The sequence below is a fragment of the Priestia megaterium genome (assembly GCF_041941685.1).
GTDB classification, from domain to species: domain Bacteria; phylum Bacillota; class Bacilli; order Bacillales; family Bacillaceae_H; genus Priestia; species Priestia megaterium_C.
On the sequence record NZ_CP130958.1, the window covers coordinates 1,067,319 to 1,093,244 of the forward strand.

The 25,926-nt window shown below is 38.0% G+C and carries 23 protein-coding genes and 2 pseudogenes; 24 read left to right on the top strand and 1 reads right to left on the bottom strand.

The window, feature by feature from the left end:
* Positions 1-12: 12 nt before the first annotated feature.
* The 9 genes and pseudogenes from Q5794_RS05630 to Q5794_RS05670 all read left to right on the top strand — a co-directional run bounded on the left by Q5794_RS05630 (position 13) and on the right by Q5794_RS05670 (position 10,664).
* Positions 13-1,383, top strand: a complete 1,371-nt coding sequence (locus tag Q5794_RS05630; RefSeq protein WP_251033935.1) for a sigma-54-dependent Fis family transcriptional regulator — start codon at positions 13-15, stop codon at positions 1,381-1,383.
* A 73-nt stretch (positions 1,384-1,456) separates the two neighbouring features.
* Positions 1,457-2,772: pseudogene (locus Q5794_RS05635) on the top strand (aspartate aminotransferase family protein).
* A 66-nt stretch (positions 2,773-2,838) separates the two neighbouring features.
* Entirely contained in the window at positions 2,839-4,245 is a 1,407-nt protein-coding gene (locus tag Q5794_RS05640; RefSeq protein WP_374988801.1) for a sodium:solute symporter, read from the top strand.
* A gap of 130 nt (positions 4,246-4,375) precedes the next feature.
* Entirely contained in the window at positions 4,376-5,713 is a 1,338-nt protein-coding gene (locus Q5794_RS05645) for an MFS transporter (RefSeq protein WP_374988802.1), read from the top strand.
* A 331-nt stretch (positions 5,714-6,044) separates the two neighbouring features.
* Positions 6,045-9,074 carry an efflux RND transporter permease subunit gene (locus Q5794_RS05650; RefSeq protein ID WP_374988803.1) on the top strand — a complete coding sequence of 1,010 codons (3,030 nt, stop codon included), beginning with the start codon at positions 6,045-6,047 and terminating at the stop codon, positions 9,072-9,074.
* Positions 9,075-9,220: 146 nt separating this feature from the next.
* The gene (locus tag Q5794_RS05655) at positions 9,221-9,499 is read left to right on the top strand and encodes a hypothetical protein (protein WP_374988804.1); all 279 of its coding nucleotides are present in this window, start codon (positions 9,221-9,223) and stop codon (positions 9,497-9,499) included.
* Complete coding sequence (locus Q5794_RS05660; protein ID WP_328244469.1) at positions 9,487-9,660, top strand: Fe3+ hydroxamate ABC transporter substrate-binding protein; 174 nt, start codon at positions 9,487-9,489, stop codon at positions 9,658-9,660. Before Q5794_RS05655 ends, Q5794_RS05660 begins: the two co-directional genes overlap by 13 nt.
* 101 nt (positions 9,661-9,761) lie before the next feature.
* On the top strand, positions 9,762-10,025 hold the full coding sequence (locus tag Q5794_RS05665) for an autorepressor SdpR family transcription factor (protein ID WP_374988805.1): 264 nt from the start codon (positions 9,762-9,764) through the stop codon (positions 10,023-10,025).
* Positions 10,026-10,664: an SdpI family protein gene (locus Q5794_RS05670; protein ID WP_374988806.1), complete on the top strand. Its 639-nt coding sequence runs from the start codon at positions 10,026-10,028 to the stop codon at positions 10,662-10,664.
* Positions 10,665-10,815: 151 nt separating this feature from the next.
* Here Q5794_RS05670 and Q5794_RS05675 read toward each other — a convergent pair whose 3' ends face one another.
* Positions 10,816-11,022, bottom strand: a complete 207-nt coding sequence (locus tag Q5794_RS05675; protein ID WP_374988807.1) for a DUF3231 family protein — start codon at positions 11,020-11,022, stop codon at positions 10,816-10,818.
* A gap of 450 nt (positions 11,023-11,472) precedes the next feature.
* On the opposite strand from Q5794_RS05675, the gene Q5794_RS05680 reads away from it, so the two are divergent.
* The 15 genes and pseudogenes from Q5794_RS05680 to pgsC all read left to right on the top strand — a co-directional run bounded on the left by Q5794_RS05680 (position 11,473) and on the right by pgsC (position 25,925).
* The gene (locus Q5794_RS05680; protein ID WP_374988808.1) at positions 11,473-13,410 is read left to right on the top strand and encodes an asparagine synthase-related protein; all 1,938 of its coding nucleotides are present in this window, start codon (positions 11,473-11,475) and stop codon (positions 13,408-13,410) included.
* Positions 13,411-13,424: 14 nt separating this feature from the next.
* On the top strand, positions 13,425-13,550 hold the full coding sequence (locus tag Q5794_RS05685) for a paeninodin family lasso peptide (protein ID WP_014461234.1): 126 nt from the start codon (positions 13,425-13,427) through the stop codon (positions 13,548-13,550).
* A gap of 93 nt (positions 13,551-13,643) precedes the next feature.
* The gene (locus Q5794_RS05690) at positions 13,644-14,576 is read left to right on the top strand and encodes an aldolase (protein ID WP_374988809.1); all 933 of its coding nucleotides are present in this window, start codon (positions 13,644-13,646) and stop codon (positions 14,574-14,576) included.
* Positions 14,569-14,868: a lasso peptide biosynthesis PqqD family chaperone gene (locus Q5794_RS05695; RefSeq protein ID WP_374988810.1), complete on the top strand. Its 300-nt coding sequence runs from the start codon at positions 14,569-14,571 to the stop codon at positions 14,866-14,868. The genes Q5794_RS05690 and Q5794_RS05695 overlap by 8 nt, the downstream gene beginning before the upstream one ends.
* Positions 14,869-14,911: 43 nt before the next feature.
* On the top strand, positions 14,912-15,391 hold the full coding sequence (locus Q5794_RS05700) for a lasso peptide biosynthesis B2 protein (RefSeq protein ID WP_374988811.1): 480 nt from the start codon (positions 14,912-14,914) through the stop codon (positions 15,389-15,391).
* Positions 15,388-16,560: a nucleotidyltransferase family protein gene (locus Q5794_RS05705; RefSeq protein WP_374988812.1), complete on the top strand. Its 1,173-nt coding sequence runs from the start codon at positions 15,388-15,390 to the stop codon at positions 16,558-16,560. The genes Q5794_RS05700 and Q5794_RS05705 overlap by 4 nt, the downstream gene beginning before the upstream one ends.
* A gap of 93 nt (positions 16,561-16,653) precedes the next feature.
* A complete protein-coding gene (locus Q5794_RS05710) occupies positions 16,654-18,441 on the top strand; it encodes an ABC transporter ATP-binding protein (RefSeq protein ID WP_374988813.1) in 1,788 nt (595 codons plus the stop codon).
* 151 nt (positions 18,442-18,592) lie between these two features.
* The gene (locus Q5794_RS05715; protein WP_374988814.1) at positions 18,593-18,952 is read left to right on the top strand and encodes a helix-turn-helix domain-containing protein; all 360 of its coding nucleotides are present in this window, start codon (positions 18,593-18,595) and stop codon (positions 18,950-18,952) included.
* Between the two features lie 326 nt (positions 18,953-19,278).
* The gene (locus Q5794_RS05720) at positions 19,279-20,472 is read left to right on the top strand and encodes a HAMP domain-containing protein (protein ID WP_374988815.1); all 1,194 of its coding nucleotides are present in this window, start codon (positions 19,279-19,281) and stop codon (positions 20,470-20,472) included.
* A 17-nt stretch (positions 20,473-20,489) separates the two neighbouring features.
* A pseudogene (locus Q5794_RS05725) lies at positions 20,490-20,938 on the top strand (diguanylate cyclase domain-containing protein); the annotation flags it as partial.
* 63 nt (positions 20,939-21,001) lie between these two features.
* Positions 21,002-21,826: a putative bifunctional diguanylate cyclase/phosphodiesterase gene (locus Q5794_RS05730; RefSeq protein ID WP_374989198.1), complete on the top strand. Its 825-nt coding sequence runs from the start codon at positions 21,002-21,004 to the stop codon at positions 21,824-21,826.
* Positions 21,827-21,865: 39 nt separating this feature from the next.
* Complete coding sequence (gene folE, locus Q5794_RS05735; RefSeq protein ID WP_029324984.1) at positions 21,866-22,510, top strand: GTP cyclohydrolase I FolE; 645 nt, start codon at positions 21,866-21,868, stop codon at positions 22,508-22,510.
* A 36-nt stretch (positions 22,511-22,546) separates the two neighbouring features.
* Positions 22,547-23,473: an NAD(P)/FAD-dependent oxidoreductase gene (locus Q5794_RS05740; protein WP_374988816.1), complete on the top strand. Its 927-nt coding sequence runs from the start codon at positions 22,547-22,549 to the stop codon at positions 23,471-23,473.
* Positions 23,474-24,273: 800 nt separating this feature from the next.
* Complete coding sequence (gene pgsB / locus Q5794_RS05745) at positions 24,274-25,461, top strand: poly-gamma-glutamate synthase PgsB (protein WP_374988817.1); 1,188 nt, start codon at positions 24,274-24,276, stop codon at positions 25,459-25,461.
* Positions 25,462-25,472: 11 nt separating this feature from the next.
* On the top strand, positions 25,473-25,925 hold the full coding sequence (gene pgsC / locus Q5794_RS05750; RefSeq protein ID WP_098534743.1) for a poly-gamma-glutamate biosynthesis protein PgsC: 453 nt from the start codon (positions 25,473-25,475) through the stop codon (positions 25,923-25,925).
* Position 25,926: the final 1 nt, after the last annotated feature.

Sequence of the window (25,926 nt, forward strand, 5' to 3'; positions counted from 1 at the left end):
CGGGGAGCATACATGAATTCAGAATGGAATGAAAATCAGTGGATCCTTCATTCATTAAAAGATGATTTGCTTGTCACGGATGAAAAAGGCATCATTGTCCGAATACATGAAGGAACGGGAAACATTTACGATGTAAAAGCTGAAAAACTGCTGGGAAAGTCTGTTTATGAGCTTGAAAAACAAGGGTTGTTTACGCCAATCGTCACGCCAATTGTGCTTGAAACAAAGAAGAAAATTACACTTGTACAAACAACTAAACAAGGCAAGCAAGTGCTCGTTACAGGCATTCCTGTCAAAGATGAAAAAGGAGAGATTAAAAGAATCGTCAGCTATTCTCATGATGTGACGGAGCTTATGGAAATGAAAACATATCTTGATGCGATGGAAGGCGAAATGCAGCGCGTAAAGAGCGAGCTTATGCTGCTGCGGAACCAAAATCTATCAACAGAAGGAATTGTATGCAACAGCGAAAAGATGCAGCACGTTCTTCGTACGGCTGTTCACGTTTCGAATGTAGACGTAAATATTTTACTTTTAGGGCAGTCAGGAGTAGGAAAAACGCACTTAGCCAAGCTGATACATAACAAAAGTACAAGAAGCAAAGGGCCGTTTATTGAAGTGAACTGCGGGGCGATTCCAGATCATTTATTTGAGGCTGAACTGTTTGGCTACGAAGCGGGTGCTTTCACCGGTGCATCTAAAAATGGGAAAGTGGGACTGGTCGAATTAGCAGATGGAGGTACGCTTTTTTTGGATGAAGTCGGAGAACTGTCACCGGCGCATCAAGTAAAAATCTTAAAGCTCATTCAAGAAAAACAGTTTTATTCCGTTGGAGGAAGAAAGCCTAAAACCGTGGATTTTCGCTTAATTGCAGCAACGAATAAAGATTTAGAAAAAGCCGTAGCTGAAAAAGAATTTCGAGAAGATTTATATTTTCGTTTAAGCGTCGTACCGATTACAATTCCATCTTTGAACGAGCGCTCTGAAGATATTTTTCCGCTGCTCACACATTTTGCCGAGCAGTTTGAAAAGAAATATAACCGAAAAAGAACGTTTGATAATGCGGTTATTCACGCACTGCTTGCCCACGAGTGGAAAGGAAACGTACGAGAGTTAATCAATGTGATTGAACACGCCGTGGTTGTGTCTTCACAAACGCTGATTACAATGGAGCATTTGCCGCATTCTCTGCATAGAAAAAAACGGATTCAACACGTTGAAGAACATGGGGAAATGAAGCTTAACGATGCGTTAAATGAGCTGGAAAAAGAGATATTAGTAAAAGCAAAAAAACAGTATAAAACGACAACAGAAATAGGTGAAGCACTTGGAATCAGTCAGCCTTCAGTTGTAAGAAAATTAAAAAAACATTCCGTTTTTTAACGTCTTTGGCACGCTCTTTGCATGTAAAACAAGTACAAACACATTACTTGATAGATTGCGAGGAGGAAGTCAGATGACGCAGGCATCACTTACACAGTTAATGAACAGTCTACCGGATTTACTAGCACCAAGCATGGCAAAAGATCACCCTAATTTACCCGTGGTAAAAGCAGAAGGCTGCTACTACTACGGAGCTGACGGAAAAACGTATTTAGATTTTACATCAGGTATTGCAACAGCGAATACGGGTCATCGTCACCCTAAAGTTGTACAAGCGATTAAGAATAGCGTTGACCATCTTATGCACGGCCCGTCAGGTGTGATTATGTACGAATCTATTTTACAGCTTGCCGAAGAATTAAAAACAGTATTGCCAAGAGGATTGGACTGCTTTTTCTTTGCCAACAGCGGAACCGAAGCAATTGAAGGAGCGTTAAAACTGGCAAAGTACGTTACGCAAAGACCTTATACGGTTTCGTTTACAGGCTGCTTTCACGGCCGTTCTCTCGGAGCGCTTAGTGTGACGACATCAAAAAGCAAATACCGGAAATTTCTTCAGCCATCGGGCTTAACGTATCAAGTGCCTTATGCAGACGTGACTCAGTGTCCAAAAGGAGAAGATCCGGAAATCTACTGCGTGGAAAAGCTGGAAAGAGATTTTGACACTTTGTTTAAGCATCAAGTCACGCCGGAAGAAGTAGCGTGCATGATTGTAGAGCCGGTTCTTGGAGAAGGCGGCTACGTGATCCCTCCGAAAGCGTGGCTGCAAAAAATAAGAGAAGTGTGTGACAGACACGGCATTCTGCTTATTTTTGACGAAGTGCAAACCGGCTTTGGACGCACGGGCGAATGGTTTGCAGCTCAAACGTTTGACGTGACGCCTGACATTATGGCCATCGCAAAAGGTATAGCGTCCGGACTTCCGTTAAGTGCTACCGTAGCTTCCAAACAGCTAATGGAAAAGTGGCCGATTGGTACACACGGAACAACTTTTGGAGGCAATCCCATTGCTTGTTCAGCAGCACTTGCGACGCTGGACGTATTAAAAGAAGAAAAGCTGATTGAAAACTCAAAAGCAATGGGGAAATATGCAGCGGATCAGCTTCAGCATTTGAAAGCGAAGCATGAAGTTATTGGAAGCATTCGTTCAGTGGGGCTAATGATTGGAATTGAAATTATTAATCTGAAAACAAAGCAAGGTGACGGAAATCTTCTTCTTGAGATTTTAGACAAATGTTTGGAAAAAGGGTGCTGTTTTACCTTTGCGGAAATAGCGGAGAAGTGATTCGAATGATTCCTCCTTTAACGATTACAAAAGAAGAAATTGATGCCGGGCTTCGCGTGTTAGACGAAGCATTGACAGAAATCACAAGTCTTCACGTGATTTAATTAAAATCAGGACAGCTCTTTGCTTCAGTGAAAGATAGATTGACCCATACTAAGGAGGAATCTGTTATGAACGGACTGGATATGGCGGTTATGTTTGTCTATTTTGGCGTATTGGTTGTAGCTGGTATTATTGGCTCGTTAAAAGCAAAGTCATCAGAAGATTTTATTTTAGCCGGACGAAACTTAGGGATGTTCATGTATTTAGGGTGTTTGTCTGCCGTTATTTTAGGCGGAGCGTCGACGATTGGAACGGCGCAGCTTGGCTATGAGCACGGGCTGTCTGGCATTTGGTTTGTGACGATGATAGGACTTGGAATCATTACGCTTGGCACGATTTTTATCAAGCGGATTTCGTCTTTGAAAGTAACTACTATCAGCGAACTGCTAGGAAAAAGATATAACGCTCAAGCGCAAATTATCAGCGCCGTTGTTGCCGCTATTTATACACTAATGGTATCGGTCACTCAAGTGATTGGAATGGGAACGATCATTCATGCTTTGCTTGGATGGAACATGACGGCATCGATGTTAATTGGAGGTTCGATTGTTCTGTTCTATACGATTTTAGGCGGAATGTGGAGCGTAACGGTCACTGATATTATTCAGTTTGTTGTGATGACGGTGGCGATTTTTGGATTTATGCTTCCAATGAGCGTATCAGAAGCAGGAGGTTTCAAAATCCTTGCCGGAGATTTGCCATCATCTTATTTTGATTTTTCATCGATTGGATACAGTCAAATTTTTCAGTATTTCCTTCTATATACGCTTGGTATGGCAGTGTCTCAAGATATTTGGCAGCGAGTATTCACGGCGCGAACAGAAAAAATTGCGCGAAACGGCTCCATTTTTGCAGGGGTGTACAGCATTGCCTATGCCATTGCAGGAAGTGTAATTGGAATGTGTGCATATTTGCTGCTGCCAAACGCAGAAAGCAGTCAAAGCATTTTTGCGGCGCTTGCAATTCAAATCCTGCCTCAAGGCTTATTAGGATTAGTACTAGCAGGGGTTTGTTCGGCGCTGATGTCAACTGCTTCAGGAACGCTGCTTGCATCTTCTACGCTGATTAGCAACGATATTATTAAAAAAGTGTGGCTTAAAAATATTTCAGAGAAAAATTATTTAATTTTAACCCGCGTTAATACGCTTATTGTCGGCGTCCTTGCTATTGTCTTTGCTCTTTGGATTCAAGACGTGCTTGTTGCTTTAGACGTTGCGTATGCCATTTTATCAGGAGCGATTTTTGTTCCGTTTGTTGTGTCGCTGTTTTGGAAAGACATTCATCCAAAAGCCGGAGTTTCAGCGATTGTTGTCAGTACGCTAGTAGTACTTGGAGGTCTATTGATTGAAGGACTTTCTTCTACCACGCCAATCCTATACGGAATTTCAAGCAGCATTATTATAATGGCTGGATTTGCGGTTATGGCTCGAAACAAAGAACTATCTGATCAAGAAAAGGTTCAAGAAGATATGTGAATAAGCAGCTAAAAAGCTTCTCATAGTAAAGTGAGAAGCTTTTTAGCATTTTGTATGCATAAGTATAGACAACAACCGGCAAGGGGGAGTACACTAGACGCTCAGATTATAGGGATAAGGAGATTGTTACATGAAAAGCAGAACGTCTGTAATGGGTAGTATTGTGCTAGCAATGCTAGTGGCTTCGCTTGATTCAACGATTATGAATACGACGATGCCCGTTATTGCAAAAGAGCTTGGAAGATTTGATTTGTACGCGTGGTCGTTTGCTTCGTACATGATTGCAAGTACGATTTTATCTCCGGTAGCGGGAAGATTATCGGATTTATTTGGCCGCAAAAAAGTATTTGGGTTTGGAATTATCGCTTTTTTAATTGGTTCGATGCTTTGCGGCGTGGCGAATACGATGATTCAGCTTGTTCTTTTCCGTGCGGTTCAAGGAATAGGTGCCGGGTTTATGGTGGCGTTTCCCGCTATTATTGCCGGAGACTTATTTCCCGTCGAGAAACGAGGGAAAATTCAGGCACTGTTTACAACGATGTGGGGATTATCAGCTGTATTAGCTCCGCTTTTAGGCGCTTTTTTTGTGGATTATTTAACGTGGAGATGGATTTTCTTTATTAATTTACCCGTATGTATTGTTTCATTTCTGACGTTAATGCCATATCAAGAAAGCTATGAGCCGAAAAGAGCAAAAGTCGATTACATCGGTGCTATATTGTTTGGAGCGGGCGTTACGTCACTGCTGCTCGTTACGGTAGTGGAACAAAACCGAGTCGTATATACAGCAGCAGGACTTATTTTATTAGTGATTTTTTATCTCCATGAACGAAAACATGCTTCTCCGATTGTACCGCTATCCATGTTCCAAAACAAAACGCTGTCATGGATTAATATCAATGCGTTTATTGGAACGGTGGCTTTATTCGGTACGTCAAGCTACATTCCGTTATTTTTACAGCGAGTAGCGCATCTGTCACTGTTTATGAGCGGAGTAGCGCTGTTAGGAACAGCGGTCGGATGGATGTCTGTATCCGTGCCTGCAGGTAAATGGATTTTAAAACACGGCTACAGAAAGCTGTTGTTAATCGGGAATGTGCTGCTGGTTGGCTCGGGAACGCTTCTGCTTATGCTAAATGAAAGTCACGGTTTCTTTTATGTGTTTTGCGTCATGATTGTACAAGGACTATCGTTTGGTCTGCTTTCTACGGTTGGAGTCATTGGTGTACAGCAATTAGTAGGAGGACATGAAAGAGGTATTTCAACGTCATTTTTTATGTTTTGCAGAAACATGGGAACAGCAATCGGCGTTACCATTATGGGTGCGTTGCTGACTTCAGGCGGAAGCTTCATGGCAGGCATTCATCACTTGTTTTTATTTGGCTTTGCAGGAAGCATCGTGGCTTTATTAACTTCCTTAAAAATTCAAAATGATACGGAATCAAAGCACAGCCGAGCTGCTAGTTGAGGGAATTTATGCTAAATATGTTTATTTCATAAAAAAACGGGAAGAAACCAAATAAGGTCATAGAATTGCCTGAGAAATCGTAGGCATATTCTTCTTCTTCTTTCACTTACTACATGTGGGACGCCGGGTATCGGCGTCTTTTTTTTGTGCTGTAAAGAGACTGATTATATAACCAAAAGCATATACATAAACGATTTTATTCAAATAATGGGACTTTTTACAAAAATAAGTCTTTAAATGGTAAGAGACATTAGGTATAATTTAGTAGTTATTTAGCATATTTTAGAAATGTTTGACTGAGTTCGTACGAAAAAGTGAAAGGGGAAATTTCATGTCATGGCTTACCAAATGGTCGTTTAAAAACAAAGCGGCTATCACCATTATGTCTATTTTAATTTTAGCTTTAGGAGTCATTAGTTATTTTACACTTCCGATGGAATTCCTGCCGACCGCTGATCAGCCTCAGGTGTCAGTAGTGGTTATGGGGCAAGGAACGGATGCAGAATCCATGGAAAAACAAGTTACGTCACCGATTGAAGAAGCGGTAGCCGGTGTTAAAGGAAAAAGCAACGTGTATTCGACGACGGGAGACGGCTATTCCAAAATCGATATTTCATTTGAATCTAAAACGGATATGAAAGAAGCAAAAACAAACGTCCAAGAAGCGCTGTCTTCGGTGCAGCTTCCAGCCAGCGTATCAAAGCCTAATGTTATTCAATTAAATACCTCTATGATTCCCATCGCAGATATTTCACTCACATTTAAAGAAGGATTAACAAGAGACAATCTGGATCTTGCAGAGAAAAAACTGATCCCTAAATATAAAGACGTTAAAGGCATTGCAAGTGTTCAAACGTATGGAACAGCGGATTCCTACGTGTCTATTAAAGTTGATAATAAAAAATTGTCACAAAAGAACGTGACTATTGATAAAGTCATCAGCGTGTTAGAAGGAAAAAACACGTCGCTTGCAGTTGGAGAAAAAGTCATTAATAACAAGTCGAGCAACATCAACGTAACAGGTAAAATTGACAGCTTGTACAAAGTGAAAAAGCTGCCGGTTGCACCAAATGTAATACTGGGCGACCTTGCAAAAGTAGAAGTGAAAAAGCCTGAAGGCGTCGTGACGCATATTAACGGAAAAGATGCACTTTTACTTATTGTTACAAAAGACAGTCACTCAAACGCCGTGAGCATTACAAAAGAAGTAAAACAATTGTCTCAGCAAATTAACAAAGACTATAATAATGTGAATGCTTCTGTATTTTTTGCAACAGGGGACAGCGTACAAAACTCTGTTCATTCAATGATGAAAGAAGTGTTGCTAGGCGCACTCTTTGCGACCGTTGTAATCATGCTGTTTTTACGCAGCGTTCGCTCTACGTTTATCACAATTGTATCCATTCCGCTATCGCTTTGCTTTACGCTTTTTTTATTATCCAAATCAGGCGTCACGCTCAATATTTTAACGCTTGGAGGAGTAGCGGTAGCGATTGGAAGACTGGTAGATGATAGCATCGTTGTTATTGAAAATATCTTTCGGAAAATGCAAAAAGAAAAGTTTTCGCTTGGCTTGATTATTGATGCGACAAAAGAAGTAGGCTCTGCTATTACTGCTTCTACGTTAACGACAGTGGCCGTCTTTTTACCAATCGGTCTTGTAAACGGAGGTCTTCAAGACTTTATGCTTCCGTTCGCCTTAACGCTGACGTATTCGCTGCTGTCTTCATTAATCGTGGCACTTACCGTTGTACCGTTAATGAGTGCGGGACTATTAAAAAATGAAAAACTTCGCAAGCACAAACAGCCCGTTCGTTTTACAAAGGTCATTACGTGGTCGCTTAATCATAAATGGGTTGTGCTGCTGCTTTCGCTGCTTTTATTTGTCGGATCCATTGGCGCGTACACGATGATGCCTAAAGGAGCGGTGGATAACTCTTCATCTGACTTTGTAGGCACGACGTTAAGCTATCCAAATAATACGCCAATTAAAACCGTAGAAGAAAAATCACTGCAGCTTGAACGCTATATTTTAGCTCAAAAAGAAGTGAAAGATGTATATATGCAGCTTGGTAATACAGACGAAGGAGCAAAGTGGGGAGACGTTGGCTCGCCTACTGAAGCTACGTATACGATTATAGTAAAAGACAGTGAAAACATTGATTCGCTGATGAACCGAATCCAAAATCAAAAGAAACTCTATGACGGAGGGGACCTTAGCGTCAGTGCTGCTTCACTAATGGGAGCTTCCACTACTTCCATTACCGTTGATGTAATTGGAAACGACATGAACAAATTAGAAAAGACGGCAAGCAGCATCAAGAAAGAAATTAGCGATATAAAAGGAGTAGACAAAGTTTCTACCAACCAAGATGAAAAGAAAACCATTTACTCTTTAGATGTAGATCCAACAAAAGCGAATACGCAGCAAGTAGCGCAGCAGCTTGGCGTTATGCTGAACAAAACGCCGATTGGAACAGTGGATGTAGAAGGAAAACAAGCAAACGTATTTCTTGAATCTGTCCTAAATCCAACATCGTCTCAAGAGTTAAAAGATATTTCTATTATGACAGAGACAGGACCGTCGCCTGTTTCAAAAGTGGCTTCACTAACGCAAGCTGAAAAGCCGACAAATCAGTTTCATAAAAATGGAGACCCGTATATACAAGTAACAGCGGATGTCAATCCAGAAAAGCTTTCAGAGATTAATAAAGACATTCAAACAACAATTTTTGGAGACGGTAAGAATAAAGGACTGTCGATTTCAAAAGATGTTGACGTTGTAATCGGCGGAGCAAGCACGCAGCAAGGAGAAGATTTCTCTGACTTGTTCATTACAATGCTTGTGTCGATTGGTATTGTATTTTTAATTATGGTGATTACGTTTAAAACGATCCGCACGCCGTTTGCGATTTTATTTTCACTTCCGCTTGCTGCAATCGGTGCCGTTTTAGGGTTATTAGTCAGCCGCATTACAGTAGATGTAACGGCTTTATTAGGAGCATTGATGCTGATTGGTATCGTTGTAACCAATGCAATTGTACTATTAGACCGCGTGAAGCAAAATGAAAAGAAAATGATTATGCGCGATGCCATTGTTGAAGCTTCCGCTACGCGTATGCGTCCAATTGTCATGACTTCTGCTGCTACGATTTGTGCGATGCTGCCGCTTTTATTCAAACAAAGCGAAAGCGGAAGCCTTGTTTCTCAAAGTCTAGCAGTCGTTGTAATTGGAGGATTAGCCGTTGCGACTCTTCTTACCCTTGTAGTCATTCCGGTTGTGTATGAACTGCTTCATTTCAGAAAATCGAAAAAGCAAAGAATACAGCAAAAACAGCAGGAAGACGTAACGCCGCTATAATGTTTAAAAGGGGCTAGGACATAAGTATTTTAGTTGAAGGAAGATCCGAACGATGAATTGAGATTCTTGAGAGAGAATCCGACTCGTTCGGATTTTTTTATTGGTAGAGTAAACGCAGGCTTCATGTCCGTAGTTGCTTCTAGCTGGTGATTGGAGGGCAAGACGAAGACTCCTGCGGGAAAAGCGGAACAGGTGAGACCCCGCAGGAGCGCAAACGACGAGGAGGCTCACCGGCCGCCCGCGGAAAGCGAAGTCTTGCATGGAAATTACCAGCGGTGTCACAAGCGGTTCAGCTCATTCCTCTCATTTGTTTTTCTTTAGATGGGGTTGATTTGGTTATGTCTCAGGCTCTTTTTTATGAAACCTTTTGGTTAGTAAAACGTATAGATATAAAAAGGGACGGAGGGATACGATGTTTGGAATAAAAGAGCGATGTTATGTTTGTCAAAAAGAAATTCAGCCGAATGAAGAAGTATGGATGCGGATGAAGTATCCAAGTAAAAGAGGCATGACCGAAATTAAAGCTTTCCTACATCAAGAAGCGCAGTTTGTATGCATGGACTGCTTTGAAGCAACAAAAAAATGAGTCAAATGCGTTCTCTTTTCAAAATATTGACATATTATATTTTATAGTTTAATATTTAGATAATTATCTAAATACTTAAATATGATGGAGATGAACTTCAATTGAATGAAACGTTTAAAGCTTTAGCGGATCCCACTCGCAGAAAGATTTTAGAGCTGCTGAAAGAGCGGGATTTAACCGCAGGAGAAATTTCCGAGTATTTTAATATGACCAAACCAAGCATCTCAAATCATTTAAAAATCTTGAAGCAAGCGGACCTCGTTCAAGATGAAAAAAGAGGGCAGTTTGTGATTTATTCATTAAATACAACCGTTTTTCAAGATTTAATCGGCTGGTTTTTCAGCTTTCAGAAAGGAGATAATTAAATGAAAAAGCATGTATTTCCTTTAGGTATTACCCTTTTAACACTGGCGGTATGGCTGTTTGCACTGCCGCACCTTCCAGCTACGATGCCCATCCACTGGGGAGCAAATGGAGAAGCAGACGGATTTGCAACGAAGATAAATGCAATGATCTTAACAGTAGGAATCATGGTACTTATTTATTTTATCATCGCATTTGTTCCACGAATTGACCCGCGTAAAGAAAATTATAAGTACTTTTCAAAAACGTATAACATCGTGTTAAACGCCGTACTGCTATTATTCTTTTTTATAAATATGAGTACCATTTTACAGGGGCTTGGCTATAACGTGCCGATGTCGTACATTGCTCCAATTATGGCTGGACTCGTTTTTATCATTATCGGAAACTATTTGCAGCGCGTGCGCTCGAACTATTTTATGGGGATTCGTACACCATGGACGCTAAGCAATGAAACCGTATGGAAAAAGACGCATCGTTTATCTGGAAAGCTCTTTTTTATTGGCGGACTGCTAATTCTTATTAGCGCTTTTTTACCTGAGGGATACAAGTCAGTTATCATGTGGGTTAGTATCGTTCTTTGCGTAGCGGTTCCTTATCTGTATTCGTACGTGGCGTATAAAAAAGAAATGAATATGTAGGAATACATCAAAAAAATCCGGTGAACATACCGGATTTTTTTATGGATAAAATACCAGCCGTAACGCCACCGTTTGTGTCACGCCGGCTGATGGGGATAAACAAAGCATAAAGTATGAAACGCGTTTCAGGTCAAGGATTACCATGAAAAATTTACATTTGTTTGCAGTCGCTTGCTTCAGGAGGCTTTTCAATCCAGCCGTTTTTAATCATTACTTCGCTGCAGCGCCCCGCTACTTTTAAGTCTCTTAAAATGCACGCTTCACAGTACCCGACAATATCAAGCCTCATGCTGGTGGTCATCGCCGTTGCGTAATAGGTAATGGCTACTTTAAACATCGCTCCTGCGTGAAACGTCATCAGCTTTCTGCGTTCAATAGGCCTTCCTCCTATCTACAAAAATGGTACGTATCTACGAAAAACAGATAAGTATAGTGTGGACAAGGTCGTGTTAAATTATTCCATATACAAAAAGCTTATCAATGAAGAAGTAATAAAGGTGCTCGCTGATTGTTAAGTAGTTAAACGGTTTCTCTAAATAATGTAAGAGTATAAGAAAGCTTTGTTCTTAATTAAGATCAACATCTGACTTAACACGACATTTGCACTAATTAGTGGATATTTATCGGAAAATGTTCTTTATTGAGGTTTACTTTTTGGTATTAGTTCTCTATAATAGTCATTACTTGGTGATTATTTAGTAAAAAAGAATTAAAAACAAAGTTTGATTAGATATATATGACAAATAACAGGGTGTAGTGGTTATCTTCGTTCTTAATAAAGAACAAAGAAGTCGTGAGAGGAGAAAATATGAGTGCAATAGCTGGAATTTACCATTTCAATAACAATCCCGTATCTCATGAAGAGGTAGCTAACGTTCTTCAAGCTTTATCCAAATATCCAGCTGATGACATACAGGTATGGAAAAAAGGAAGTGTTGCACTTTTGAGCCATACTCAATGGATTACGTCAGAATCTGTTGGAGAAAAATTACCTTATTATGACTATGAGAAGCAATTAGCTATTACCGCAGATGCGATTATTGATAATCGTGAAGAATTGGTAGATCAGTTGCAAATCAAGGATATCTATAAAACGAAAATTACAGATAGTGAATTGATTTTGCTTGCTTATCATAAATGGGGAGAGGAAGCCCCCAAATTTCTAGTGGGAGACTTTGCTTTTGTAATTTGGGATGAGAAAAAGCAAAAGTTATTTGGAGCAAGGGATTTTTCAGGAAACCGTACTCTATATTTTTTCAAAAATGCTACAAGCATGGCTTTTTGCACCGCTATTAATCCGTTATTTTCATTACCTTATATAAAAAAATCTTTAAATGAAGAGTGGCTTGCAGAATTTTTAGCCATTCCAATAACATTTGAGTCAACGGATGCTGCTTCAACTGTTTATAAGGAAATTCAACAAATACCGCCTTCCCATACAATAACCGTTTGTCATAAGCGGCTTGAAGTGAAAAGGTATTGTATAGTGCAAGAAGAGAAAAAGCTGAAGCTAAAGTCAAACGAAGAGTACGAAGAAGCATTTCGCGAAGTGTTTCAGCAAGCCGTGGATTCTAAGCTAAGAACGCGATTACAGGTCGGCGCTCACTTAAGCGGAGGATTGGACTCAGGATCAGTAGCTGGTTTTGCTTCTAAATCTCTTTATAAAGAAAACAAAAAATTACATACATTTAGCTATATCCCAATAAATGAGTTTGAGGATTGGTCGCCTAAAAGCAGAGTGGCAAATGAAAAGCCCTTTATCGAATCAACTGTCAATTACATAGGTAATATAGAAGATAATTACTTTGATTTTGAAGAAAAAAGTCCTTTTTCCGAAATTGATGAATGGCTCGAAATATTAGAAACACCTTACAAATTCTTTGAAAACAGCTTTTGGCTTAAAGGTATTTATGAACAAGCCTCTAAAAAAGGAGTAGGAGTTTTACTAAATGGGCAGAGGGGAAATTGGACAATCTCCTGGGGGCCTGCGCTAGATTATCAGGCACAGCTTTTAAAGAAGGGAAATCTAGCTAAATTCTTTCGAGAGCTGCGTTTGTATAGCAGGAATTTAGGAGTAGGAAGATCTCGTGTTCTTCCTGTAGTAGCGAAAAAAGCTTTTCCAAGGTTGCATTCGCTCATCTCATCAAGGCAGGGTACACCTTATCCTCCTATCATTAATCCTGATTTTGCACAGAGATTTGATGTATATGCCAGATTAAAAGAACATGACATAAATACGAACGGATTACTTACTAAAAGTGCTTATGAAATAAAGAAAACTCAATTTTTACAGCCGTATTATTGGAGTATTAACGGTACATATACAACAAAGCTTTCTTTACATCATTCTTTGTGGGATCGTGATCCGACAAACGATTTAAGAGTTATTCGCTTTTGCTTGTCGGTTCCTGAAACGCAATTTGTACAAAATGGCCAAGACAGGTCTTTGATCAGAAGAGCGACTAAGAATCTTCTTCCAGATGATATAAGGCTTAACCAAAGGACAAGAGGCTTGCAAGGAGCCGATGGCATTCAGCGTATGATACCACACTGGAACCTTTTTATGAATGAAATGGAAAAAGTGAAGAAGTCTGATTTTATAGCTGAATATTTTGATATTAACTTAATACAAGCCGCTGTGGAAAGCTTAAGAGATAATCCTCAGCCACAATCTGTATTCAGCACTGACTTTAAAATTTTGATGCGAAGCTTAATAGTGTATAGATTTATAAATAAGTTTCTTTGAAAGGGGGTGAAACTATGAAAAAAGAGTGGAAGAAGCCAGTACTAGAAGTACTTGATGTAAATATGACTATGGCCGGTCCAGGAACTAGTATTCCTGATGCGGTACAGCCAGATCCAGACGAAACAGTTCACTACAGCTAATTTGAATAAATGATTATAGACAACAATTGCCCTTATACACATTAAGTTGTATGAGGGCTTTTCAAAAAATTAATAACATCTGGAGTGAAATCAATGATTAGTATCAAAAAAAAATATACTTACGATGCTTTTGGGCTAAATATTTTGAGTGAGCTGCCTTTGCCAGAATTAAATCGTCCAGTTTTTCCAGGTGATCATATAGACGTTTCTATTAAACTTTCAGACTTATCACTAGACAAAATTGAATTAGATCAAAAAAACGGCTTTACGGTCCGAAGTCATTACGTAGCCTTTGAAGTTCCCAGTCTAGCCATTTTTTCTATAAAGAACGGAAAAGAAATTGTAGTAGCACCCCTTAATGACTTTGATGAAGCTAAGGCGAGGCTATATATACTGGGAACTTGTATGGGAGTCATTTTAATGCAGCAGCAAACTTTGCCTCTCCACGGCAGTGCAATAGCTATAAATGGAAGGGCTTATGCTATCATTGGCAATTCCGGAGCCGGAAAGTCTACCTTGGCGTCAGCTTTTATCCAGAAAGGATATAAGCTCATAAGCGATGACGTAATTCCTGTCACATTTTCGAATGACCGTATTCCGATGGTTCAACCAACATATCCTCAGCAAAAGCTATGGGAAGAAAGCCTAAACGAATTCGGTGTTGATGCCAAAAAGTATCAGCCTTTATTTGAAAGAGAAACAAAATATTCAGTGCCAGTAAAAAACAGCTTTTATAATCAACCAATTCCTTTAGCAGGCATCTTTGAACTCGTAAAAGGGAGTGGTGAGTCTGTGGAAATCCGCCAAACAAATGGATTAGAGGGCTTTCGGATTTTACTTCACCATACGTTTCGAGGTTCACTCCTGCAAAGACTAGGATTAAAGGAGTGGCATTTTATTTATTCTTCGGAGATTCTTAAAAGCGTAAATACGTTTCAAGTAACGCGATCTTCTTCTAACTTTACGCCGTATGAGTCGGTATCCAAAATACTAAATATAGTGAAAGAAGGGAATTTAATTGATTAAATCAGACCAGATTCTACCTAAGCATATTGTGACACAGAGTGAGGGAAATATCGTAAGCGATATGGGAAATGAGAAAGTTATGCTAAATATTGAAAACGGTAAGTACTACAACCTAGGTGAAATTGGAGGAGACATCTGGGAAAGTATTAGTAAACCGACACAAGTAAACGAATTAGTGAATCATATCGTAAAAAAGTACGATGTTCAAACGGATAAATGTGAAGAAGAAGTTATTTCATTTTTAGAGAACATGTATCAAGAAAATTTGATTAAGCTGGTTGTGGAAGACTAAATTTTTATGTGTATTTTATATGAATAATATTGGAGTAGCTGTAATGAAATTGATAAAAAAAGCTAAAAAATTTTTATGCTTAGATACCAGTCAAAAGCTTTTGTTAATAGAAGCCTTTTATTATCTTGCTTACGGAAGAATCCTTAAAGCATTGCCATTTTCAAAGGTTACACCTATGTTAGGCGAGCGTATGAAAGAGAGCAGCATGGATGAAAATAGCTATGAAACAAAAACGTTAAGGCATATTTCAAAAGCTATCTATCAAATGAGCAGATATACTTTTTGGGAAAGTCAATGTCTCGTAAAAGCCTTCGCAGGTATGAAGATGCTAGAAAGGCGCCGTATTGAAAGTACGCTGTATTTGGGTACAGGAAAAGATGAAAACGGGAATTTTATTGCACATGCCTGGCTGCGAAGCGGCTCAACATACGTAACAGGATCAGAGGGAATGGAAAGGTTTACAGTCGTAGGGAACTTCTCTAAAACCTTAAATAATAAAGGAAAGCGAAAGGAAAAACGATGATAGACAAACAACCCATAATTGATATAAGTCAGTCCAAAGAGCTTCATTTTTTATTAACGCTGTTAAGAGAAGAGAACACATCTGAAGAAATCATACCCTTAAAAGAGCTTGATTGGAATCATTTTCTTGAGCTAGTAAAACATCATCGAGTTTGTCCTTTAATTTATATAAGGTTAAAAGATACGCCTGATGCTGTCCCATCGCACGTTATAGAAGTACTGCTTCAAGAATATAAAAAAAATACCTTTAAGATGCTTCAGTTGAGTGGAGAAATGGAAGCACTAGATAAGGTCTTCAATGAAAATAATATTGAAACTTTGTTTTTAAAAGGGCCACCAGTCGCTTACGACCTGTTTAAAAATATTTCTCTTAGGATGTCTAAAGATTTAGATATTCTAGTGAGAGAGGAAGAACTCGAAAAAGCAGAAAATATTCTTCTCAGTCTAGGCTATGAAAAGGAAGAAATACCAACTGTGTTAAATGAGATAAAATGGCGCCATCACCACATTGCCTATTATCATCCAGAAAAAAAGATTCAGGTTGAAGTTCATTGGCGACTGCACCCTCGTTCAATGAAAAGAACAAGGTTTGAAGAACTGTGGAACGGAAAAAGAGAAAGTCAATTAACCAAGCATCCTATATCTTTTATGGGTACAGAGGATTTGCTGCTGTATTTAATTTCTCATGGGGCTCGTCACGGCTGGTTTCGTCTGCGTTGGTTAAAAGATATCGATCAAATGGTAAGGAACAAAGATATCAACTATGTACGTTTTAAGGCACTGGCAATCAAGCATCAGCAAAAGCACTTAGTAGGGCAGGCGTTTCAACTAGCTACTCTGCTTTTTCAAACTCCGGTACATGAAGAGCTTCAGGATATTGTAAATACAAGGAGAGTTAATCGATTAGCGAAAAAAGCAATCCCTTATATAAAGGAAATGGTTCAATTACATGTTCATCCTCAGCCAAAAAATCTAGAAAAGTCCTATAAAAACTATTTATTCTCGATAAAAACTAAACGACAAAAATGTAAATTTTTCATTATTTCATTTTATCCCAACCCTCTAGACGAACGAACCTTTAGGCTACCGAAAAGTTTATATTTTTTATATTTCTTACTAAGACCATTTTTGTGGTCGTGGAGAAAACTAAAGAAGCCAGTGTTGTTTTAAACTTTTCTTGCCAAATGGTTAGCATATAAGAACTACGCGCGGGTGGGGTGAATAAGCCATAGGTCAAACCGATAGGAGGCAGGAGAACGTATATTGGAACCGTTATTATATTATATAAAGAAATTGCATTCTTCCACAGGGAAAATTATATATTTTAATGTTTTAGGAATGGCAATCGTTAGTTTAATGGAGGGATTTGGCATCTTATTGATTATCCCACTGTTAAGTATTGGAGGAGTGATAGAGACAAATGCTGGATCAAGCAAGCTTAGTCAGCTGTTCAACTTTCTTACCGTATTGCCGCCGCCTCTGTATTTACCGTTAATCTTATGTATCTATGTGGTGATTATTGTTGGGCAAAACCTTCTTCAGAGAAGCTTAGCTATTCGAGATGTCAAAGCTAGAGAAAAATTTAGCAGGGACTTGAGAATTGAAATTTACAGCTTGCTTCTGCATTCGAAGTGGGCATTATTTTTAAGAAAACGAAAATCAACTCTTATCAATTTATTAACTGCAGAGTTAGCACGGGTTATAGGAGGAATTAATTTTTTCCTTCAGCTATTGTCTAATACTATTTTTATGGTTATACAACTAGCTATTGCACTCTGGCTGTCTGTTAAAATGACTCTTTTTATCGTGCTGTTCGGCTTAATACTAGGATATCTTTCAAGAAAGTTCGTACAAAGATCTAGAAACTTAGGACGCAGAACATCGCAATTAGGAGAAGACTATATGGCTGGAATAACAGACCAGCTTAATGGTATTAAAGATATTAAAAGTAATAAATTGGAATATAGCTATATTGATTGGCTGCGTTCTTTAACTTCTAGAATGAATGCAGAACAAATTGAATATGTAAGGCTTAAGTCAAGCTCTCAGCTAATATATAAAGTGAGTGCGGCTATTTTGATTACAGTATTTATATTTATATCCGTAAAAGCTTTTCACGCTCAAGGCGAGCAGCTTTTGTTAATTATTCTTATCTTTTCTCGACTATGGCCAAGGTTTATTACTATTCAGTCAAACTTTGAACAAATAGCAGCGACTCTTCCTGCTTGCCAGGCTGTTACGAAGCTCATAGAGGACTGCTCTAAAGAACAAGAATTTAAGCAAGCAGATGCACTTTCACTAGTTACAAAGCCACAAATAGAGTGTAAAGGCGTTTATTTTCGCTACAAAAAAGACAGTCATAATTATGTTTTAAAAGATATTAACTTGACTATTCCTCATAATCAAATGACAGCTATCGTAGGTCCTTCTGGAGCAGGAAAAAGTACGCTTATTGACTTATTAATGGGACTAAACTCTCCTGAACGGGGAGAGGTGCTTGTAAATGGTCAGCCGCTTAAAGATGAACTTCTACTGTCTTTAAGACAAGCCATCAGCTATGTACCCCAAGACTCCTTCTTATTTAACACTAGCGTGAGAGAGAATTTGCTGACGGTCAATGCACAGGCTAGTGAAAGAGAATTATGGGAAGCATTAGAATTTGCGATGGCAGCTCAATTTGTAGAGAATTTGCCTCAGGGTCTAGATACTGTTATTGGAGATAGAGGAATGAAGATATCCGGCGGAGAACGCCAGAGGCTTGTTTTGGCAAGAGCAATCCTAAAAAAACCAGCTCTCCTGATTTTAGATGAGGCCACAAGCGCCTTAGATACTAATAATGAGAATAAGATTAAAGAGTCAATCGACCGGCTAAAAGGGAAAGTAACGATTGTTGTTGTAGCTCACAGGCTGTCTACTATACAAGCTGCGGATCAGGTTCTTGTGTTAGAAGAAGGAAAAGTGATTCAAAAAGGAAGCTTTGATCAACTTGCTTATGAAGAAGAAGGTGCGTTTCATAAATTATTAGAAGGTCAATTTCAAACTGTTCAATAAAGGTAAGCCATCTTCATTCATCAGCATAATCTATTTGATTTTTAACTCACAATAAAATAAAGGCGCAATATTATTACAAGTTTCACTTACAACTATTAACAGTGTTCTTTAAGCTAAATCTACATTTTAATAAGGAGAGTGCTTAATAATAATGATTGGTTGTCGTGTGAAAGAAATAAGGATGCAGAAAAAGCTGTCGCTTTCACAGCTTGCAGAACGTGCGGAAATTGCTAAATCTTACTTAAGCAATATCGAACGTGATATTTGTATTAATCCAACAATTGATGTAGTCGAAAAGCTGGCTAAAGCCCTTAAGGTGCACCCCGCTGTTCTTTTAAGTTGGGAAATAAAAGAGCTGGGTTCTGAGAGCATAGAGGATTCTTTCAGCTGTATAAAAAGGCATATCAGTACTTTAGACAGCTTACAGCTTAAAGAACTAAGGGATTCCATTGATATCGTCGTCTGGAAAAGAGAAAAAGTCCCTTTAAGTGACTTAGGAAATTTAATATAAATGTGTTGAAAAGAGGATAGTTTCATGGTACCTTCGCATCTTTAAAAAAAGTTAATTTTACGAAAAAGACAAATTTTATACATTGATATTTTTGAGAAAACAGATAGAATATTATAAGAATATAAAATTATTCTATCTGTGTAAATAAAAGTTTTTATATTGAATTATTTTACATATTGTTTTTTGAGAGTAACCAACCGATACGGTTGGTTTTTTGCATAAGGTGATTATTTTGTGAAAATTAGAATAAATATACCGATACACAAAGAAATTTATTATATTTAAAAATATAAGAGCGTTTTGGTACCAATGGGAGGCCAGCACTTGTGTCTATAAAGAAAAAAATATCTCTGTTTTTTACTTTGCTGGTATTGTGTATTTTACTAGCAAATAACACACTACATTACATTAGATCTAAAAATAGATTAATCGATTTTAATCAAAAAGAAATTACTCTTGTAACGGAAGAAATTGCATATGAAGTAGAAAATTCTAAAAACAGCGCTTTGTATATGGAAGATAGAATGGCACAAGAGTTAAGAACAGCTTCAATTGCTATACAACGTTCTCTTCCTTCTAAATATCAGGATGTAAGTAACGAGCGGCTTACAGAGCTAGCAAAGCAGCTTAGAGTATCTCATATTACATTATTAGCTCCTAGAGGAGATGACATTATTGGTGTGAGGTCCTCGGATTCAAAAGAAATCAATATATCTACTAAAGAATGGGGGTATTGGTATACGTCTTTTCAGGAGCTTCTGGATAATAGACCGGTCACTACAAAAAAAGGTGTAGTCCTGCTTAACTTTTGGAGCGGTCCAATTGAAGTAGCTTCTAGTAACCCAAAGCATATTGATAAATGGGGATATTATTATGATGGTTCCACTAACTATATTATTAATCCTTATTTTCGTGATAAGAATGTAATAGATATCGAAAAAAAATTTGGTCCTACTAATGTTATGAATCGCTTTACGAAGAGTTTAGATGGTGTTCTTGAATTAACAGTGTTTAATCCCAATAATTTTGGAAAACAAAATCAAAGCGTCTATTTAAATGGAAATAGATATGTAAAAATGAAAGATCAGCCAATTTGGTATGGAACATATACATATCAAAATACGAATCGTGATAAAGCATTCATTAAAAATGTCTTGAAAACAGGAATGTCAAAAAGCTATATTTCAGAAATCAACAAGAAAAAAGTACTGAAAACATTTGTACCAATTAAGGAAGAAAAATCTGCTTCCTATGTAATAGGGGTCGTCTATGATTATGATTTGATTGAAACAGAGCTTCATGATGAATTAGTAAAGCATCTGCTTCTGTCTCTCCCTTTTATCATCCTTGTACTGATCGTCAGCATCATCTTTTCTACGTCTATTACACGCCCTATTAAAAATTTGGTAGAGCACGTGAATTATATTGCGAAAGGGAATTTCGGTGAAATATCGACTGTAAGAAGAAGGGATGAACTGGGGGGCTTATCGAAAATATTAATCATTTATCACATTTCTTGAAAACCTATTTAGATGATTTGAAAAGCAGCAAAGAAGAAAGTGAATTTCATGCGTATCACGATTTTTTAACAGGACTGCCTAATAGAAGGTATTTCAAAGAAGAACTCAATAAGCGTTTAATGGAATCTGAGCAAAAATCAATTAAACATGTAGCCGTACTGTTTATGGATATAGACCGGTTTAAAGACATTAATGATACATTGGGACATTCAAAAGGTGACCAGCTGATACTGCTTGTAGCTAATAGAATTAAAGCTTGCCTGCCTCCATACAATAGCTTTCTGACAAGGCAGGGGGAGATGAATTTGTAGTTTTATTCAGTGATTTTCCACCTGTAGAGGTTGAAAAGCTTGCTCGGAAAATTATTTTAGATGTTCAGCAGCCTTGCTATATCGAAAGTGATGAAATAGTTGTAAGTATAAGCAGCGGATTAAGTTTTTATCCGGAGCATTCTACAAATCTGGATACACTCATTACGTATGCTGACATGGCAATGTATGCTTCTAAAAGGCAGGGAGGCAACAAAGTCATGATTTACCATGAGTTATTAAATGAAAAGCAAACTGAAAAAATGCAGATTGAAAAACGTTTGCGCAAAGCTATTCAAAAAGAGACTATTGAGGTATACTATCAGCCCAAAGTGGATGCTAGACACAATATTATAACGGGAGTAGAAGCTCTTGTGCGCTGGCACGATGAAGAGCTTGGTTTTGTTTCGCCTGAGGTATTTATTTGTATAGCAGAAGAGGCGGGTTTGATTCATTCGTTATGGGAAAGTGTGATGAATATAGCCTGCTGTCAAATCAGCAAGTGGAATAAAATGTTCAATCAAGAATTAACATTGGCTATGAATTTTTCACCACGCCAATTTCAAGACTCATCTTTATTAGTTCACGAGGTCAAAGCTGCTCTCTCTTCGTATAAACTTAACCCAGGAAGTTTTGAAATGGAAATCACTGAAAGTACACTGCTTATTAATACACAAGAAACAATTAAAGCTTTACATGAACTAAAAGAATATGGTATATCAATTTCTATCGATGATTTTGGTACAGGTTATTCTTCGTTAAGTTATTTGAAAAATTTACCTATAGATTGTTTAAAAATCGATCGATCCTTTATTATGGATATGAACGAAGATGACAGCAACCGTAAAATTATACAAGCAATTATCAGCTTATCTCAAAGCTTAAATTTAAACGTAATTGCAGAAGGCGTCGAGCTAGAATATCAAAAAGATTTTCTGCTTGAAAATGGCTGTGTGCATATGCAAGGATACTTATTTAGTCGACCGCTATGCGCAATAGGCTTTGAATCGCTTTTTTGTAGTAGCGATGGCCAAAGTATCGACTAAGATGAAAAAGTAACTGAAAAGGGAAGAGGAAATAGAAATATGACACTTAGTACACAAAATTTAATTGCTCAAAAATTTTTAGAAACATTAGGCACGAATTCAACTGAAATAGATAAAAAAATAGGTCAAGCTGACACATTTATGAATGCGGTGAAAGAACTGATCGATTTATGCGGAGATAACCCTGAAAGAGATGGCCTTGAAGAGACGCCGTACCGAGTATTAAAGGCATTTTTAGAATACACGGAAGGCTACCGAGAAGATCCAAAAGCTCATTTGGAAAAAACATTCGATGTAAATCACAATGAACTGGTATTGATACGAGACATTGAATTTCACTCAATGTGTGAACATCACTTTGCGCCGTTCTTTGGTGTTGCCCACGTTGGATATATACCGGATAAAAAAATTACAGGTCTATCTAAAATCGCTCGTACGGTAGAAGGATATGCAAAGAGATTTCAAGTTCAAGAACGTCTAACAAATGAAATTGCAGATGCAATCGAAGAGGTGTTAGAGCCGAAAGGAGTTATGGTGATTATTGAAGCGAAGCATATGTGCATGTGCGGAAGAGGAATCAAAAAATCTTCAGCTTCTACAGCAACTTCATCCGTTCGAGGAACATTTATGGAAAAGCCAGAGGTTCGAGGAGAATTTTTATCTCTTTTACAGAGACAAATGTAGTGATAGAAGCTGAGAAGTAGAAGCGAGGTAAGTTGTATGCGACACGTTGATGTACTAATTATTGGTGGAGGACCGGCCGGCATTTCAGCTGCTATATGGTGCAAGAGGCTGGGGATTGACTGTTTGCTTCTTGAAGAACAGTCACAATTAGGAGGTCAGCTGTTTAACATCTTTAATGAAATTATTGACTACCCTGGAATGCGTACAAAGAACGGAATAGAAATGCAGCGTGAAATGGTGAAGCACTTTGTTGAGATGGACTGCCTATATGAAGTAAATACAAAAGTACTTTTCATTGATGAACGTTCCAAAACTGTGAAAGTTAAGAAGCAAGCTAAAGAACAGGAAATCTGCTATACGTATCTCATTTTAGCCACGGGTTCTAGTCAGCGAAAGCTGGGAGTACCCGGTGAGCAGCAGATGATTGACCGAGGAGAAGTATACTCTGCTTCAGCAGACGGCGAACGGTTAAAAGGTAAAATGGTTGCTCTCATTGGCGGAGGAGACCGGGCTTTTGAAGGAGCACATCTTTTAGCATCAAAAGCAAAAGAAGTATATCTGATTCATCGTTCTACGCATTTCAAAGCAAGAGAGCAATACGTTGAAAAAGTTCTTTCCGATCCTGGTATTAAGGTGATAACAGATACCGAAGTGACGGCTATCCACGGAAAGCATCATGTCACATCGATCGATTTAAAAAGTAAAAACAGTGAATGCGAGAACTTATCAGTAGACGCAGTGCTGATTAGACTGGGCATAGCGCCCAATGTTGAACTCATTAAAGAAAAAGTCACTACTACACAAAGCGGGCTCATCGTCATTAATGAAGTGCATCAAAGCAGCAATCCAGCCATTTATGCAATTGGGGACGCGTGCACGACTCCCTTGTTTTCTAGTATCAGCTCTTCAGCCGGTCAAGGAGCGATTGTTGCTAAACAGTTATCGAGCATGTTAAATATCTAACGTTTTGTTAGATATATCTTACAAAGTGTTGGATATAAAAATAAAAAGCATCTATCTTTAGTGATAGATGCTTTTTAGCTTGCACAGTAAAATAAACATAAGAGAAACACGTTCACCGGCATACAAATGGTTTGAAAAAAAGCCATGTAGCTTTTGGGGTGGGATCCTCGTTTTTTGATGAGAATATATTCAATAATGAAATCAACGAAGAGAATAATCAAAGAAAACATGACATAAAGCAATACATTCTCTCGGAACATCCGTGTAAAAAGCGGTGAGAAAAAAGTAAAATAGTCAGTATCTGAAAAGAGCCTCTAGAAAATAGATAAAGGTTTTTTCTTTGGGGATTCATTGAGTTCCTCCTTTACGTAGGTAAGTGTATGTTTTATTTTACCAATTAATAAGGCATAAAGGAGGTGCATTTCTATATTTGATTCGAAAGTTTATGGCTTGGTTAAATTAGGTTGAGTTGTACGGCTAATGTTACCGAATATTATTTTGGACAAAAGAAGAGCTCTTACCTATGGGAAAGTAGAAAATAAGTACATTGGCAATCCACTAGGAGATTATTTCTTATCTAATAGTAAGATCCATAAAGTTAGTTACATTTAAAGTGCTTCAATTTCTATTAAATAACATAAATTACATTTAATTCTCCTGTTGATAAACTTATCTAGGTATGATTAACTATAAAAGTTGAGTAAAAAAATTGAAAAATAGGGCGTAATTATAATTATTTTTTAATGGTCTAACATACTTATACCGACAAAAGTCGGCGTAAATAAGGAGGAAACGGTTTAATGGTGCTCAGTGTTATTTTAATCTGTTTGTTTCTAGTCCTTGCTTATGGAGCATGGGAGCAGATTAAACATCAAAAAAATATTGATTCTATTCCTGTAAGGATTAACATTAATGGAATTCGCGGGAAATCAACGGTTACTAGATTAATAACCGGTATTGTAACGGAGGCTGGATATAAAACTGTAGGGAAAACTACAGGAACGTCAGCCAGAATGATTTATTGGTTTACAGATGAAGAAAAGCCAATTGTCAGAAGACCTGAAGGACCAAATATCGGGGAGCAAAGGCGCGTAGTAAAAGAAGCTGCAAGGTTAGAAGCTGAGGCATTGGTAAGTGAATGTATGGCTGTAAATCCAGACTATCAAATTACTTTCCAAGAAAAAATGATTCAAGCTAATATCGGTGTCATTGTAAATGTATTAGAGGATCATATGGATGTTATGGGTCCGACATTAGACGAGGTAGCTGAAGCATTTCTAGCAACGATTCCTTACAAAGGACATTTAATTACAGTCGATGGTCCTTACCTTGAATATTTTAAAACAGTTGCTGCAAAGAGAAGAACGAAAGTGATTGTAGCTGATAATTCAAGGATTACAGATGAGTTCTTAAGAAAATTCGATTATATGGTATTCCCAGATAACGCATCCCTTGCTTTAGCCGTAGCGGAAGCATTAGATATTCCTGAAGAAATTGCTTTTAGAGGAATGTTAAATGCTCATCCAGATCCTGGTGCAATGAGAATTACCAAGTTTGGTAACCCTAAGGCACCTGCATTCCTAGTAAACGGATTTGCTGCAAATGATGCCGCTTCCACATTGCGTATTTGGGAGAGGGTAGGGGAGATTGGTTATTCAGTAGATTCACCTATCGTTATTATGAATTGCCGTCCTGATCGTGTAGATCGTACAGAGCAATTCGCGAGAGATGTTTTACCATATATTAAAACTGATATTTTAGTATTGATTGGAGAAACAACAAGCCCTATCATGGATGCCTACAATGAAGGAAAGATTCCAGTAAAAGAAATTTGGGATTTAGAAGGTCATAGTACAGAAGAGATATTTAATAAGTTAAGACCTGAATTACATAATCGAATGATTTACGGAGTAGGAAATATACATGGTGCTGCTGAACCACTAATTGAAGTAATGAAGGAATATGAACATATCGAGGAAGTTGTCTAGGAGGAAATTGAATGTTTGGCTCAGATTTATACGTAGCATTAGTTTTAGGAGTTATTTTAAGTTTAATTTTTACAGAAAAAACAGGAATTATTCCAGCAGGGTTGGTTGTTCCAGGTTATATTGGTTTGATTTTCGATCAGCCGGTTTTCTTAGTCATGGTATTAATTATTAGTCTATTAACCTACGTTATCGTAAAACATGGTATTGGAAGATTTGTGATTTTATATGGCCGTCGTAAATTCGCTGCGATGTTAGTGGTGGGAATTTCGCTGAAGCTAATATTTGACTATTTTTATCCCGTTATGCCTTTTGAAATTTACGAGTTTCGCGGAATTGGCGTCATTGTCCCTGGGTTAATTGCGAACACGATTCAAAAGCAGGGGCTGGCAATGACGATGGGAAGCACGCTATTAATAAGCGGTGCTACATTCAGCTTAATGTTTGTATATAACTTTTTTATTTAGG

Excerpts from the sequence above, each read along its gene's own strand:
- Q5794_RS05630 (WP_251033935.1), top strand. The coding sequence starts at position 13 with ATGAATTCAGAATGGAATGAAAATCAGTGGATCCTTCATTCATTAAAA.
- Q5794_RS05640 (WP_374988801.1), top strand. The coding sequence starts at position 2,839 with ATGAACGGACTGGATATGGCGGTTATGTTTGTCTATTTTGGCGTATTG.
- Q5794_RS05645 (WP_374988802.1), top strand. The coding sequence starts at position 4,376 with ATGAAAAGCAGAACGTCTGTAATGGGTAGTATTGTGCTAGCAATGCTA.
- Q5794_RS05650 (WP_374988803.1), top strand. The coding sequence starts at position 6,045 with ATGTCATGGCTTACCAAATGGTCGTTTAAAAACAAAGCGGCTATCACC.
- Q5794_RS05660 (WP_328244469.1), top strand. The coding sequence starts at position 9,487 with ATGTTTGGAATAAAAGAGCGATGTTATGTTTGTCAAAAAGAAATTCAG.
- Q5794_RS05670 (WP_374988806.1), top strand. The coding sequence starts at position 10,026 with ATGAAAAAGCATGTATTTCCTTTAGGTATTACCCTTTTAACACTGGCG.
- Q5794_RS05675 (WP_374988807.1), bottom strand. The coding sequence starts at position 11,022 with ATGACGTTTCACGCAGGAGCGATGTTTAAAGTAGCCATTACCTATTAC.
- Q5794_RS05680 (WP_374988808.1), top strand. The coding sequence starts at position 11,473 with ATGAGTGCAATAGCTGGAATTTACCATTTCAATAACAATCCCGTATCT.
- Q5794_RS05685 (WP_014461234.1), top strand. The coding sequence starts at position 13,425 with ATGAAAAAAGAGTGGAAGAAGCCAGTACTAGAAGTACTTGATGTAAAT.
- Q5794_RS05690 (WP_374988809.1), top strand. The coding sequence starts at position 13,644 with ATGATTAGTATCAAAAAAAAATATACTTACGATGCTTTTGGGCTAAAT.
- Q5794_RS05700 (WP_374988811.1), top strand. The coding sequence starts at position 14,912 with ATGAAATTGATAAAAAAAGCTAAAAAATTTTTATGCTTAGATACCAGT.
- Q5794_RS05705 (WP_374988812.1), top strand. The coding sequence starts at position 15,388 with ATGATAGACAAACAACCCATAATTGATATAAGTCAGTCCAAAGAGCTT.
- Q5794_RS05715 (WP_374988814.1), top strand. The coding sequence starts at position 18,593 with ATGATTGGTTGTCGTGTGAAAGAAATAAGGATGCAGAAAAAGCTGTCG.
- Q5794_RS05730 (WP_374989198.1), top strand. The coding sequence starts at position 21,002 with ATGATTTACCATGAGTTATTAAATGAAAAGCAAACTGAAAAAATGCAG.
- folE (WP_029324984.1), top strand. The coding sequence starts at position 21,866 with ATGACACTTAGTACACAAAATTTAATTGCTCAAAAATTTTTAGAAACA.
- Q5794_RS05740 (WP_374988816.1), top strand. The coding sequence starts at position 22,547 with ATGCGACACGTTGATGTACTAATTATTGGTGGAGGACCGGCCGGCATT.
- pgsB (WP_374988817.1), top strand. The coding sequence starts at position 24,274 with ATGGTGCTCAGTGTTATTTTAATCTGTTTGTTTCTAGTCCTTGCTTAT.
- pgsC (WP_098534743.1), top strand. The coding sequence starts at position 25,473 with ATGTTTGGCTCAGATTTATACGTAGCATTAGTTTTAGGAGTTATTTTA.